Origin of the sequence: Kitasatospora cinereorecta (assembly GCF_024172095.1) — a bacterium.
Classification (GTDB): Bacteria; Actinomycetota; Actinomycetes; order Streptomycetales; family Streptomycetaceae; genus Kitasatospora; species Kitasatospora cinereorecta.
The window spans coordinates 340,859-353,807 of record NZ_JAMZDX010000002.1 but is presented as its reverse complement, the minus strand read 5'-3'; the positions used below and the strand labels follow the sequence as shown (position 1 = coordinate 353,807).

Here is a 12,949-nt window from a genome sequence, read left to right as displayed (position 1 = left end):
CCGCCACCGGGACGTCACTCGCCGGTGAGCAGATCGCGCAGCAGGGCGACGGTGTCCGGGTCGAGGTCGCGGCCGGTACGGCGGGACAGCGCGTCGAGGCGGTTGACGGCCCGGACCAGCTGCTCCCGGGCCCCGGCCGAGGCGTAGGCGTAGAACAGGTCGCGGTGCAGCAGTTCGACGTCCGGGGCGACCGCGAGGGCGCGGAAGATGGCGGCCTCGGCGGTGCGGTGGTCGCCGTACTGCAGGCGGCGGGCGGCCAGTTCGTGCGCGGTGTCGACGATCGCGGCCAGCATGTCCTGCCGCTCGGTCTCCGCCCAGCCGTACGCGCCCGCCGGGGTCTCCGCGAACGGGGCTCCGCGCACCAGCGCGAGCGCGTGGGCGAGCGCCGCGTCCGCGGTGGCGGAGGTGGAGCGCATGCCGCGGCGGTACAGGCTGCGGAACTCGTCCCAGTCGCAGGTCACCGTCGGGGCGAGGGTGTACGCCTCGGCGCGTTCGGCCGACAGGAACGGGCGGCCGTCGGTGGCGGCGCCCAACCAGCCGGACAGGGCGACCAGTTTGGCGGGCAGCGGCTCGGCCAGGCGCTCGGCGGTGGCCCGCGGGTCCAGGTGCGCGGCGCCGGGGTGGATGTCGCGGTCGAGCACGGTGTGCTCGGTGCCGGGCCGCAGCGCCAGGTACGCGGCCAGCTCGGTCAGCCGGGCGGTCGCGGACGGCTCGGCGCTGCCCGCCGCCCCCAGGACGTCCGCCGGGCCGAGCAGCCGGATCCGCGGGGCACCGCGCATGGTGTGCGCCTCCGGGGAACGGAGGATGGCGAGCAGGTCGTCGCTGTCGGTGCGGGCGGGTGCCGTCTCCGGGCGCGGGGCGGGCCGGGTCTGCGCGGCGGTGGCGTGCGGGTCGGGGGCCGGCGCCTGGTCGTGGGTCGGCGCGGGCTCGGGTGCGGGCTCGAAAGCGGGCGCGGGCTCGACAGCGGGTGCGGGCTCGGGGGTCGGCGCGGGCTCGGGGGCCGCCTCCACCGCCGGGAGCGGGGTGGTGTCGTCCTCCGCGCGATCGTCGACCGACTCTGCGACCGGCTCCTCGACCGGCTCTGCGGCCGGGCGCTGCACGGTCAACGGGAGCGTGTCGGTGTCGGACCGCCCGTTGAAGCTGTAGCCGGACTCCCTTTCCAGGTCGGGCAGTTCGGTCGCCGCCGGACCCGTCCCGCCGAGCGGCAGGGCGGGACGGAGGGGCGACTCGACGGAGTCCTGAGCTGGCGCCCGGTCGAGGCGGACGGACTCGTCCCGGAGGCCGTCCGGGCCGGCGTCGGCGGGTTCCGGGTCGGCGGCCCAGGCCACCGGCGCAGCGTCGGCCGCGCCCTCGCCCAGCGGGAAGCCGGAGGCGAGCCGGGCCCAGGCGCTGAGCGAGTCCGCCCCGCCGGAGCCGTCGGCCGCGGGGGCCGGCCGGACCGGGACGACCGCCGCAGGGACCCCCGGGGGAAGCGCCGCAGGGAGCGCCGCCGGGCCGGGGTTGACGGCGTGCAGGCCCAGCGCGTTGGCGATGTGCCGGGAGGCGGCCGACGCGGGGGCCGGTGTGGCAGTGGGAGCGGTGCCCGCGAAGGGGCTGGCGCCGGTGCCGATGACCCGGGCGAGCAGCCGGGTGGTCGCCTCGTCCGCTTCGGCCGCGGCGCCGACCGTGGCCAGGACCGGCACGGGCAGCGGGAGTTCGGCCGGGTCGAGATCCTCGCCCGGACCCTCCAGAGTCCAGTCCGGGGCCGGGTGCTGGGCGAAGTCGGCCGAGCTGCGGACGAGTTCGCCGATGTGCTCGTACTGTTCGCGGTCCAGGCGCTGGAGTTCGACCGTCAGGTGCAGCCCGGGCAGGGTCGCCGCGCCGGTGCTGGGCAGGGTCCAGCGGGCGACCGGACCGGCGCCGCGCTCGGGCGCCCGGGTGATCACGGCGAGGCAGGTGCGCGGGCGGCCGTCGAGCAGCCGGCCGAGCTCGGCGGGGACGGTACCGGTCGGCGGCTGGGCGGAGAGCACGATCTCCGGGGTCCAGGAGTCGTCGGCCCGGCCCAGGCTGCGGGCGTCGCGCGGGCTGGTGGCGTCGGCGGCGACCAGGGTGGCCCGGGCCTTGGCGGTGCGCGGGCCGAGGGCGGTCAGCGCGTCCTCGAGCGAGGCGTGGTGGTGGATCCGCTCAGCGGCCGGGCCGAACCCCGGCAGGTCGGCGGCGACACCGACCAGATGGAGGTGGAGCCGGTCGGCGAGGGGGCTGTGGGCCAGTTCGACGGCCAGGGTGCGCAGCACGTCCTCGGCGTCCTCGGGGTGGCCGGACAGGTGCACCAGCCGGACGGTCTCCAGGTCGGCGAGGACCACCGAGCCGTCCGGCGAGCTGCCGAGGGTGACCAGGGCCGGGTACGGCGCGGCGTGCTTGGCGGCCTGCCCGGCGGAGAGCAGGTCCGACGCGTCGTCCGGGCACCACCAGACGTTCGGCGCGTGGGCGGCCCGGAAGGGCGCGATCGGGACGGCCGGGCCGGCCAGGTGCAGCTCGACCGTACGGGCCGGGGTGACCCGGGCGGCGACCAGGGCGGGCAGCTTCTTGCCGCCGCGCACGGTGTTGCGGGCGAGCGTGCGCAGGGCGCGGTTGAGCAGTTCGAGGCCCTCGGTGTCCTGCCGGGCCCGCAGTTCGGCCTCGAAGCGGGCGGCGGACGGGGCCGGCATGGTGATCCGGTGCCGGGGTCGGCGGGCGCGCTGCTGGTCGGTGCGACGGCGCGCGACGGCACCGATCATGACGGCGGCGAGCAGCACGCTGATCGTGGAGGCGGCGAGCGCGATGCGGTAGTCGTCGCTGGGCTCGGCGGCCGGCGCGGTGTGCTGCGGCGTCGCCGAGGCGACCGGGCCCACCGGAGTGGCGGAGGGTGCGGTGGCGGAGGGCGAGGGCTGCTCGGTCGCCGCCCCCGAGGGCGCGGGCGTGGCCGGAGCCGAGGCGGCCGGCGCAGGCGCACTGGGGGCCGGGGTGGCCGGGGCCGGCTGCTCGGGCTGCTGCCCGGGGTCGGTCGGGGCCGGGGCCGGCGGCTGGGCGGCCGGCGCACCCGGCAGGCTGAGCACCATCCCCGGCACCACCAGGTCGGGGTCGGTCAGCCGCTCGCCGTCCGGCGCCTGGGCGCCCTGGTTGGCCGCGAAGATCTGCGGCCACCGCTCGGCGTCGCCCAACTCCCGCTGGGCGATGGCGGAGAGGGTGTCCCCGTCGTGCACGGTGACGCTGCTGTGGGCGGGCGTCGGCGCGGCCGCGGGCAGGGCGGCGGGCGCGCCGCTGCGGGCGTCGTCGGCCTTGGCGTCGGCGGGCATCAGCAGTCGCCAGCCGGGCTGGATCGGCCGGTCGGCGTCGAAGCGCAGTCCCGCGTCGTCCATCACCCGGCCGTCGTTGAGTTTGGCGATCTCCACCCACCGCTCGCCGGAGCCGAGTTGACGCTCGGCGATGGACCACAGGCTGTCGGCGGGCCGGGTGTCGCGAACGGTGTACGCGGGCTGCTGCTCGGGGGCCGCGGGCGCGGTGGCGGGAGCCGCGGCGGGGAGCGCGAGGAGTTCGGCCCGGGCGGTCACCTGGGCGGGCGCGGCGGCGATCTGCGGGCGCTCGGGGGTCGCGGCGAACGCGGAGCCGGCGACCGGGAGGAGGGCGAGCACCGAGCCGACCAGTCCGGCGGCGAGGCGCTGGCTCCAGCCGAGCGCCGGGAGCCGCCGGGCGACCCGCCCGCGCAGCTGCGCCGGGATCTCCAGCAGAACCGATCCGGCGAAGCAGAGCCAGGCGAGCCAGCCGACCGCCACCAGCGCCCACAGGAACAGCCGTCCGTCGTCCGGGCCGGTGAGTGCGGCGACCACACCGCCCTCGGCGGGTGCGCCCATGCCGGCGACCGCGAGCGTGCCGTACAGCAGCAGCGCGGGGACGGCCGCCAGCAGGCCGAGCAGCGCGAGCAGGGCGCCGAGCGCGGCCGCCAGCGAGCCGCCGGGACGCCGTCGGCGGGGCGGCGGTCCGGCGACGGGACGCCGCGGACCGCCGGGGCCGCCGGGGTGGTGCCGGTACCCGCCCCCGCCGTCGGCCGGACGGGGGTGACGGGTCTGCTCGTGGGCTCCTCGCGCGGCCATCAGCCGTTCTCCGCTTCCGTGACGCCGTGCACCAGGGCGGCCTTGCCGTGCCCGTGCACCGGGAGGGTGGTGAGGTGGACGGCGCCGAGCAGCGCCGTCCGGTACTGGGTGTCGACCGTGACCGTGACGGTCCGCGGGTCGGGGAAGGACACGGCGCCGGTCAGGCCGTACCGGCCGAGGTAGGCGGCGGCGGCCTGCTCGGCCACGTCCTGGCGCAGTCGGTAGCCCTGGCCGTCGCGCAGCGCCTTCTCGTCCAGCTGCTGGCCGGCCACCCGGGCGGCCTCCTGGGCCCGGGCGTCGGCCTGCTCGATGGCGCGCAGCCGGCCGCCGAAGTCCAGCACCACGCCGACCAGGACGACCAGCGCGGCGGCGGTGATCGCGACCAGGACGGAGATCGCCCCGTCGTCCGGGCCCCGTCGCACCGGCCGCGCACCGACCGGGACGGCCCCGCCGCCCCGACCCGGACGCACCCGACCCGGACGCACCCGACCCGGACCCACCTGCCGCGAACGCACCGTCACCCCTCCCCCGGGCTCCGTCCCCACCACTGCCCCTACCCCCAACTCCGCTCAGTCCCCGCGGTAGCGGTCGATCACCGAGGTGAATTCCCCGGTGAGTGTCTTCTCCCCCGGTACCCCGTCGAACCGCAGCAGATCCCGCAGCGGCACGGTGCACCGCACCCGGACGGTGACCGTTTCCAGCCGCCCGCCCGCGGTGTCCAGGCTGCCGTACTCGGGGTCCCCGATCGGCTCCTGCGTGCACCGGACGCTCCGACCTGCCAGGACGTCGCCGGCGGCCTCGGCGGCCGCCGCCCGCGCACCCTCCGGCGTGCGGGCCAGCGAGGCGGCCCGGGCGCCGGCCCGGGCGGCGGCGTCGACCACCGATCCGGTGGTCTGCAGCCGTCCGGCGGCCACCGCCATCAGCACGAAGGCGAGCACCACCGGGATCAGGATGGCCGCCTCCAGGGCCAGGCTGCCCCGATCGGACCCGCCGAACCGGCGCCGGTCCCTCCCGCGCCCGCCTCCGGCCCCGCTCACCGCGCCCCCTGGGGGACGAACCGCTCCCGCGGGGCGCTGGCCGTCTCGGTGATCGACAGGCCCTCGAACCCGGGCAGCACCAGCAGCGGGTGGACGCTGACGCTGAGCCGGTAGGTGTCCGCGTCACCCGACGGCTCGATGGCCTTCTCCTTCGCCAACTCGCCGACCCGGCCGAGGAAGTCCCTGGCCCGGTCCGGCCCGTCGGCGGCCGTCGCGTCCCGGATCCGGCCCGCCTCCACGCCCTCCCGGGCGGCGGTGAGCGCGGCCTGACTGGCGTACCACCAGAGCGCGGCCTGCACCACCAGCATGATGACGGCGATCACCGCGGGCAGGACGATCGCGAGGCTGAGGGTCATCACCCCCGCGTCCCGACCGCCGAACCGGACGCCCGGCCGGACGCGTACGCCCGCGAGCCGGACGCCCGGCCGGACGCCCGGGCGGGCGCGGAGCCGGGCGGACAGCCGGCGGATCACTGTCCGGCGGCCGGCACGTCGGACGGGATCTTCTTCTCCACGTTGCCGGCCAGGGTCTTCACCAGCACCAGGACGGCGCCGGCGATGCCCACCACGACGATGACGGCGAGGGCGAGTTCGATGCTGATCGCACCGCGGTCGCCGGCCAGCCGGGCGGCCTTCAGCCGGCCCAGCCGGTACCGCAGGACCGGCAGGCCGAGGTGGACGGGATACAGCAGCGGCAGCAGCAGCGCCGCCAGCAGCAGTTTGATCCGGGTCATGGTGTGGTCTCCATGGCGTCGAGAGGGACGGAAGTGGTGCACGGGTCAGGCGACTTCGAGCATCTGGTAGAGCGCGGGGAAGACGATGAGCACCGTCATCAGCAGGGTGAGCGCCGAGCCCGGCGCCACCATCCGCTCGCTGTCGGTGTTGGCCTGCGCCAGCTCCTCGGCGAGGAGTTCGCCGCGCAGGCTCTTGGCACGGGCCCGGAGGGTGTCGTACACGGCGGCGCCGTCGGTGCCGGAGAGGCGCATGATGTCGGCCACGTCCTGGAGCGGGGTGAGCCCCAACTCCTCGGAGAGCGCGTCCAGTCCGTCCCAGGGCGGGAGCCGGTCGGTGGCGGCGCGCTCCAGGGCGTCGCGCAGCCGCCGGAAGACGGTGCCGCGGCCGACCGCGGCGGCCCGGCGCAGCGCCTCGGCCGGTCCGCAGTCTGCGGCCCGTTCCAGCGCGACCAGTTCGAGGTACGCCGCGATGCCGTGCAGGTACTCGGTCCTGGCCTCCTTGGCCTCGCCGCTGACGATGCCGTCGGGGACGAACCAGAGCAGCCCGGCCAGGATCGGCCCGGTGACCAGCGGGACGGCGACCGGCAGCGCCAGGTCGGCCAGCGCGGCCATCGCCGACAGGTAGCCGGGCAGCACCAGGCCGAGCAGGGCGAACAGCAGCTTGTGCGCCATGAACCGGGCCGGGGTGCGGCCGATCAACGCCAGTTGCTGGTACGGGATCCGTACGCCCGGCAGCCGCAGCGACCGGGCGCCGACCCGGTCGTACCAGGCGGGCAGGTCCTGCTCGTCCACGGGGTGCTGGAGCGGGGTGCGGTGCAGCCGGTCCAGTGCCTGGCCGAGGTCCGGCGGTGCGGGCCGGAGTTCGGCGACGAGCAGGGCGATTCCGCCGGCGGCGGCGCCGCCGGCGAGCACGGCCCAGGGCGAGATCACTGCTCCTCCTCGACCATCACGGTGTCTTCTCCGCCGCGAACCCGGCGGCCCCGGTAGCTCCGGCAGCCCCCGCAGTCCCCACCACCGCGCCCTCCCGGACCGGGAGTTCGCCGTCCTCCGGCGCCGGGGTGCGGTCGCCGGGCAGCCGGCCCGCCTTGGAACGGCGGTCCTGCTCCAGGATCCGGGGCAGCGGGGTGTGCGCGGCCAGCGAGCGCATCCAGGCGATCACCAGCACGAACGCGACCGCCACCGCGGCCAGCACCAGCTGGCCGACCAGCGTGGAGTACGGCTGCGTGTAGCGGGAGTTGAGCGCGCCCATCACCAGGACGAACAGGATGATGCCGACCAGCCACCGGATGGTGGTGCGGTGCTTGGCCCGGTCGGCCTCGATCGCGCGGCGCTGGCGGACCTCCTCGCGCACGGAGGCGGCCATGTCGGCGAGCGCCCGGGCCAGCCCGGGGCCGCTGTCGCCGGCCCGCAGCAGCAGGGCGGCGAGGACCTTGTCGGCGGTGGCGTCGGCGAGTTGGTCGCCGAAGGCGCGCAGCGCGTCCTCCGGGCGCCAGCGGGCCTGGAGCCGGGCGGCCAGATCGGTGATCTCGCTCTCCAGGGCGGCGGGCGCGGTCCGCCGGCTGGTCAGGATGGCCTGGTTGAGGCCGACGCCGAGGAGCAGGACGTCGGCGAGCCGCTGGGTCCACTCGGCGAGTGCCTCCAGCCGTTCGATCCGGCGGGTGTCGGAGCGGGTGGCGTCGAACAGCCAGGGCAGGCCGAAGACGCCCAGCGGCACCAGGACGGCGGCCAGCGGGATGCCGGTGGCCAGCCAGCCGGCCGGCGCGCCGAGCAGCGCGGCGGCGGTCTGGATCCGGCGCAGCCGGACGATCCCGGGCGCCGCGGTGCCGGGCGCGCCGTACCAGAACAGGTGGGCGCGGCTCTCCAGCGGGTTGCGGCCGTGGTCCTCCCCGTCGTCGCGGGTGCCGACCAGGCCGACCGCCAGCGCGACCAGGCCGCCGACCAGGGCGAGGCCGCACAGCACGAAGAGCAGCATCAGCGCCCACCTCCGATCCGCAGCGCCAGCGGCGCGCTCCAACTGCCGTACGGGGACTGGAGCAGGCCCGCGTCGAACCCGGCCCGGCGCAGGTCGTCCAGGCAGTTCGGCGGGGTGTGCGGGACGGCCCGGGGCTCGCCGAGGTCGGGGCGCGGACCGAAGACGGTGTTCATCGCGGGCCGGCCGGACTCGCCGAGGCCGGTCACCTCCAGGACGTGCGAGACGAAGCGGTGCCGGCGCCCGCCGACCGCGGTCTCGTCGACCATGCTGACGTGCACGATGAAGTCGACGGCGTTGGCGGTGAGCCGGTAGGCCAGGCTGTCGGTCATGTGCGCGCCGTACTCCAGGCAGAGTTCGGCGATCCGGTCGACCACCATGTGCGGGCCGCGGGCGTGCAGGGTGCACATGGACCCGCCCTCGCCGTTGGTCATCACCCGCAGCATCGGTACCACCTCGGCGGAGCGGACCTCGCCGACGATGATCCGGGAGAGGGTCATCCGCAGCGCGGCCGGGATCAGCTCGCCGATCGTCAACTCGCCGGCCACCCGGCCGTCGACGCGTTCGCCGTTGCCCTCGCGGGCCTCCATCGGGACGACCTGGCGCAGGTGGCCGAGGGTGTGCAGCCAGAGCTCGAACTCCGACTCCAGGGTGCCGACCCGCTCGTCCGGCGGGATCTCGGCGGCCATCGCGCGCAGCAGGCTGGTCTTGCCGACGCCCTGGGTGCCGGTGATCATCACGTTCTTCCGGGCCCGGATCGCCGCCCCCAGGAAGGCGGCCAGGCTCGGGTCCACCGTCCCCAGCTGCACCAGGTCGGGCAGGGTGGCGCTGGCCACCCGGTGGCGGCGGATCGCCACGTACGGCCGCGGGGTGACCCCGGTCATGGCCTGGAGGCGCATGCCGCCCTCGAGCCGCAGCGCCAGCATCGGGCTGGCGGTGGACAGGCTGCGCTCGCCGCCGCCGTGCTGGCGGGCCAGGTCCTGCAGCAGCTCGACCAGTTCCTCGTCGCTGTCGGCCACCGGCGGTACCTGGCGCAGGGGTTGGTGGACCCGCGAGATCCAGACGTCGTCGCTGCCGTTGATCAGGATGTTCTCGATCTCCGGGTCGTCCAGGTAGGGCTGGAGCCGTCCGGCGCGGAACAGCAGGTCGTAGACGGCCTCGGCGAGGGCCCGGTCCTGTTCGCGGGTGGGCGGGATGCCGTGGGTCTGCGCGTACGCGTCGGACCAGCGGGCGACCGCCTCCTCGATCAGGGCTCGGCCGCGCTGGCGGCGGGTCGCCCGGTCGACCTCGGTGGTGGAGTTCTCGGCCAGCCGGGAGAGCTGCTGGTGCAGCTCGGCGGCCACCTGGCGCTTCAACTCCCGGGCCACCTGCGGGTCGACGGCCGGGCGGACGGCGACCGGCTGCAGCTCGGGCACGGCGTGCACCGGGCCGGTGCCGACCGTCGCCGCTGGTGCCACCGGCTGCGCGGGTGCGCCCCAGGGCAGACCGGCCGCATCGGTGGCGGCGGTGACGCCGCCGGGCAGGCCGGTGACGGAGTAGCCGTTGGTGGAGTGACTGTTGACGGGGTGGCCGTTGACGGGGCTAGCGCGCACGGAGCACCTCCCCCGAAGCGCCCGGCGCCGGCTGGCTCGGGAAGGGGGCGGGCGCCGGCGGCTGCGGCACCGCGGGCGGCGCTATGTGCTGGGCGTACGAGACCGGCTGGGGATCGGGCGGCTGCGGCAGCACGGCCTGCGGCGCCGGGCCCGGCACCGGCCCGTGGACCGGACCGCCGACCACCGGTGCCTGCGGGTACGGCGCGGACGCCGGCGGCGGAGCGTACGGCACCGGCGGTGGAGCGTACGGCGCCGGCGGCGGCGGGTACGGGAGCGGCCCGCCGGACGGGGCCGGCGACGCGGCGGCGGCCGGGGCGAGGCGTCGGCGGCGCAGCGCGACCAGCTCCTGCAGCCGGTCGGCGGCGGTGCGGGCGGTCCGCATCAGTTCGGAGCGGATGAACCGCCGGTCGCCGGTGTCCCCGCCGTCGGAGAGCACCCGGGCGGTGCGCGGCGCGTACGCCAGCAGCCCGAGCGCCGGCACCCGGAACTCGCGGGCGACCTCGGCGACGGGGTACGGCCCCTCGCCGACCACCAGCAGGCCGAGCGCGTCCGCGCCGGTGCCGTTGGTCTCGAGGTCCTCGCGCAGGGCGGCGATCCGCGGCCGGGCGCCGCTGAGGCCGCGCAGGGTGGAGCGGACGGTCACCGCGACCACGTCGGCGCGGCGGGCCAGCACCGCGCCCGGACCGTGGGCGCCGGACCGGCCGAGGTCCAGCAGCACGTCGTAGCCCTGCGGTTCGAGTCCGTGCAGCATCTCGACCAGCGGCTCCCAGGTGTACGCCAGACCGGGTGCCTGGGCGGGGTCGGTGAGGCCGGGCAGCAGCAGGCGGTCGCCGGTGCCCTGCGGGGAGACGTCGAGCAGCTGCTCCCAGAGAGTCCGGGCGAGGAGTCCGCGCCGGTCGGCGACGGCCAGGTTGCGCAGCCCGTACACCGCCTCGACCCGGCCCTCGAGCGCGCCGGCCAGCACGGCCCCGCCGTCGGGGTCGCACTCGACCAGCAGGACGCGGCGGCCGGGCCGCAGCGGCCAGGCGAGCAGCAGGGCGAGTGCGGAGGTGGTGGCGCCGGGGGCGCCGGGCCCGCCGGCGACCGCGATCACGGCCATCAGGATCCCCCGCCCGTGCCGGCTCGGGGGGCCAGCACCACCTGGAACTTGCCGGTCGCCACCCAGACCGCCAGCCGGGCGCCGTCGGCCGGGCCGACCGCGACGTCGACCACCTGGACGCCGTCGGCGTCGGCCTTGCCGACCGCGGCGACCACGGCGGCGAGGGTTTCCGGGGTGCGGGTGGTGGTGGACTGGTCGGCCTTGGCGTCCGGGGTGTAGACGATCTGGACCTGCAGGCCGGGCTGGAGCCGGGTGGCGGGCAGCTGGGAGCGCTTGGCGGCCACGCCGACCAGCTGCTGGCCGGGCTGGACGGCCGGGTCGGCGGTGACGTCCGGCTTGGTCAGCATCGAGCCGCGGTGCAGGTCGGTGGTGGCCCGCAGGCCGACGATCCGGGCCAGGTCCCGGGCGTCCAGCGGGCGCAGCGCCGGGTCGCCGGCGATCCGCGCCACCACCAGGTCGTCGGCGGTGAGGGTCTGACCCATCGACACGTCGCGGGCCAGCGCGATCACGGCGATCCGCTGCCCGCTGGAGTTGTAGAGCACCGCGCCGCCGAGCCCGCCCGCCGCGATCAGCGCGACCGCCATCGCCAGCACGGCCGGGCGGCGGCGCCGCGCACCGAGCCGCCGCGGCGGAGTGTGCGGCGCGGGCCGCACCGGCTCGGGGGCGAACGCGGCACTGCCGGGGCTCGGCGTCGGGATGCTTCGGGTTTCCACCGGGCTTCGGCCTTTCGTACGGGGCGGGACGGGTCGGACGCCGACGGTCAGTTGAGCACCTGCACCTCGGCCACCTGCAGTTTCAGCGGCACCGCGGTGTCGACCGGGATGTCGACCCGGTAGAACACCGCGCCGGTGTCGGAGCGGGTGGCCTCCACGTGCCAGAGGAACTTGGCGGTCAGGTAGAAGGACGTGTCCTTCGCCTTGGCCGAGCTGGTCCGGTAGGTGTAGCCGCAGGGCGGGACCGCGTCGCGCGGCAGGTCGCTCCGGTACGGGGTGACCGAGTCCTTGCAGCCGAAGGTGGAGCTGCCGTCGCCCGGGTCCCAGCTCACCTCCCCGCGGGTGGCGGTGATGGTGATGCTCAGGCCCAGGCCGTCGACCTTCTTGGTCTGCACGCCGGCGGTGGTCGGCGTGGCGTCGTACCAGAGCCAGACCGGGGAGCCCACCACCGCGGTACCGGCGGGGGCCGCGTGCAGGGTGGGCGAGTCGAAGTGCATCTGCTTGACGGTCCGCCGGGCGATGTCGATCGGCCGGTCGCGGGGCGGTTGGGCAACCGGTGCGGCGGCGAAGAACATCAGCGGCTTCGGGGTCAGCTGGCCGCCGACCCCGCGGCAGTTGACCTCGTAGACGGCGCCGTCGGTGGGCTTGTGGCCGGCCCACGCCGGGTCGTCGGCGGGCGGCTGCGGGTCGGAGGCCTGGTAGTAGCAGCCGTCCGAGGTGCTGAACCACCCCAGGTCGTCGTCCCAGCACGGCCACTGCTGCCCGTTCCAGCTGCACATCTGGACACCGCCGCCCCCGCCGCCCGAACCGCCGAGGGTCGCCCCGGGGCTCGGCGTACTGCCGCTGTGGTCGGTGACCGACCCGCAGACGGCCTGGTTGGCGCACTGGGTGACGGTGCCGGTGGAGGTCGGGTCGTCGGCGCTCGCGGAGGTGATCCCGGCGGCGACCAGACCGAGCGTGAGAAGTCCACAGACCGTCATGGAACGAATCGAGTTCAGCATGTCCGACCCACCTCGCGTTGGTAGGAGACGATCAGCCAGCGACTGTCGGCCTTCCGCAGACCGACCGTCACCACGTAGCGGGAGTAGCGCTGGGCGGGATCCTTCACGGTTTTGCTGACGGAATCCGCCTGGTGCCAGGCGGAGACGTCGAGGCAGTCCTCGACCACCGCGGTCGGCGGATCGGCCTTCAGATCGAGGGTCCGCACCACCGGGGAGTTGCGCGGGGCGCCGGTCATCACCAGCTTTGTGCGGTGCAGTTCGTCCAGGGTGGCCAGGGTTTCGCTCAGGGCCTGTCCGGATGACAGCTCCCGCAGTTGGGATCCGTCCGAATCCGATCGCCCGAAGGCGTCGGTCTGCGCGTCCCACCAGGCCTGGTACGACCTCAGGACGATCCGCCCGAACGCCCCTTCAGCCCCGTCGGTGGGGGCCGCGCCGGTCGCTGACGAACCACTCGAAGGAGTGATCGCGGAACCGCCCGGAACACTCGCCCCGGGCGTACCCAGACGGTCGGCGGAACCCGTCGCTCCACCGCTCGAGCAGGCGGTGAGCAGCATCGACAACGCCACCCCGCCGACCCCGATCACCCCTGGGCGCACCGCATTCGCGCGTCGCCGCATAGCCCCACCTCGCCGCGACCGGCGCCGTCGGGGGCCATGGTCGCGAAACTCGTCCGCCGTCCCGGTGTGCTGCTTCCGG

The 12,949-nt window shown here is 76.3% G+C and carries 12 protein-coding genes; all 12 read right to left on the bottom strand.

From position 1 onward, the window contains the following. Positions 1 to 14: 14 nt before the first annotated feature. Positions 15 to 4,109 (bottom strand): BTAD domain-containing putative transcriptional regulator, encoded by a 4,095-nt coding sequence (locus FHR36_RS39220; RefSeq protein ID WP_301329962.1) that lies wholly within the window; start codon positions 4,107 to 4,109, stop codon positions 15 to 17. Continuing rightward, the gene (locus FHR36_RS08520; RefSeq protein WP_253795348.1) at positions 4,109 to 4,531 is read right to left on the bottom strand and encodes a hypothetical protein; all 423 of its coding nucleotides are present in this window, start codon (positions 4,529 to 4,531) and stop codon (positions 4,109 to 4,111) included. Before FHR36_RS08520 ends, FHR36_RS39220 begins: the two co-directional genes overlap by 1 nt. A gap of 147 nt (positions 4,532 to 4,678) precedes the next feature. Continuing rightward, the gene (locus tag FHR36_RS08515) at positions 4,679 to 5,146 is read right to left on the bottom strand and encodes a TadE/TadG family type IV pilus assembly protein (protein WP_253795347.1); all 468 of its coding nucleotides are present in this window, start codon (positions 5,144 to 5,146) and stop codon (positions 4,679 to 4,681) included. Continuing rightward, entirely contained in the window at positions 5,143 to 5,502 is a 360-nt protein-coding gene (locus FHR36_RS08510) for a TadE family protein (RefSeq protein ID WP_253795346.1), read from the bottom strand. Before FHR36_RS08510 ends, FHR36_RS08515 begins: the two co-directional genes overlap by 4 nt. Before the next feature lie 113 nt (positions 5,503 to 5,615). Continuing rightward, positions 5,616 to 5,879, bottom strand: a complete 264-nt coding sequence (locus tag FHR36_RS08505) for a hypothetical protein (RefSeq protein WP_253795345.1) — start codon at positions 5,877 to 5,879, stop codon at positions 5,616 to 5,618. Between the two features lie 45 nt (positions 5,880 to 5,924). Next, a complete protein-coding gene (locus FHR36_RS08500) occupies positions 5,925 to 6,809 on the bottom strand; it encodes a hypothetical protein (RefSeq protein WP_253795344.1) in 885 nt (294 codons plus the stop codon). Positions 6,810 to 6,825: 16 nt separating this feature from the next. Next, a complete protein-coding gene (locus FHR36_RS08495) occupies positions 6,826 to 7,851 on the bottom strand; it encodes a type II secretion system F family protein (protein ID WP_253795342.1) in 1,026 nt (341 codons plus the stop codon). Continuing rightward, the gene (locus FHR36_RS08490) at positions 7,851 to 9,440 is read right to left on the bottom strand and encodes a TadA family conjugal transfer-associated ATPase (RefSeq protein ID WP_308199239.1); all 1,590 of its coding nucleotides are present in this window, start codon (positions 9,438 to 9,440) and stop codon (positions 7,851 to 7,853) included. Before FHR36_RS08490 ends, FHR36_RS08495 begins: the two co-directional genes overlap by 1 nt. Further along, on the bottom strand, positions 9,430 to 10,539 hold the full coding sequence (locus FHR36_RS08485) for a hypothetical protein (RefSeq protein WP_253795341.1): 1,110 nt from the start codon (positions 10,537 to 10,539) through the stop codon (positions 9,430 to 9,432). The genes FHR36_RS08490 and FHR36_RS08485 overlap by 11 nt, the downstream gene beginning before the upstream one ends. Beyond that, complete coding sequence (locus tag FHR36_RS08480; RefSeq protein WP_253795340.1) at positions 10,539 to 11,252, bottom strand: SAF domain-containing protein; 714 nt, start codon at positions 11,250 to 11,252, stop codon at positions 10,539 to 10,541. Before FHR36_RS08480 ends, FHR36_RS08485 begins: the two co-directional genes overlap by 1 nt. Positions 11,253 to 11,299: 47 nt before the next feature. Beyond that, the gene (locus tag FHR36_RS08475; RefSeq protein ID WP_253795339.1) at positions 11,300 to 12,253 is read right to left on the bottom strand and encodes a hypothetical protein; all 954 of its coding nucleotides are present in this window, start codon (positions 12,251 to 12,253) and stop codon (positions 11,300 to 11,302) included. After that, positions 12,247 to 12,807, bottom strand: coding sequence for a hypothetical protein (locus FHR36_RS08470; RefSeq protein ID WP_253795338.1), 561 nt, complete (start codon positions 12,805 to 12,807; stop codon positions 12,247 to 12,249). Before FHR36_RS08470 ends, FHR36_RS08475 begins: the two co-directional genes overlap by 7 nt. Between the last annotated feature and the right edge of the window lie 142 nt (positions 12,808 to 12,949).

What these genes read in the sequence shown, in the direction of transcription:
- FHR36_RS08470 (WP_253795338.1), bottom strand. Translation starts at nt 12,807, where the DNA reads ATGCTGCTCACCGCCTGCTCGAGCGGTGGAGCGACGGGTTCCGCCGAC.
- FHR36_RS08495 (WP_253795342.1), bottom strand. Translation starts at nt 7,851, where the DNA reads ATGCTGCTCTTCGTGCTGTGCGGCCTCGCCCTGGTCGGCGGCCTGGTC.
- FHR36_RS08485 (WP_253795341.1), bottom strand. Translation starts at nt 10,539, where the DNA reads ATGGCCGTGATCGCGGTCGCCGGCGGGCCCGGCGCCCCCGGCGCCACC.
- FHR36_RS08505 (WP_253795345.1), bottom strand. Translation starts at nt 5,879, where the DNA reads ATGACCCGGATCAAACTGCTGCTGGCGGCGCTGCTGCTGCCGCTGCTG.
- FHR36_RS08475 (WP_253795339.1), bottom strand. Translation starts at nt 12,253, where the DNA reads ATGCTGAACTCGATTCGTTCCATGACGGTCTGTGGACTTCTCACGCTC.
- FHR36_RS39220 (WP_301329962.1), bottom strand. Translation starts at nt 4,109, where the DNA reads ATGGCCGCGCGAGGAGCCCACGAGCAGACCCGTCACCCCCGTCCGGCC.
- FHR36_RS08510 (WP_253795346.1), bottom strand. Translation starts at nt 5,502, where the DNA reads ATGACCCTCAGCCTCGCGATCGTCCTGCCCGCGGTGATCGCCGTCATC.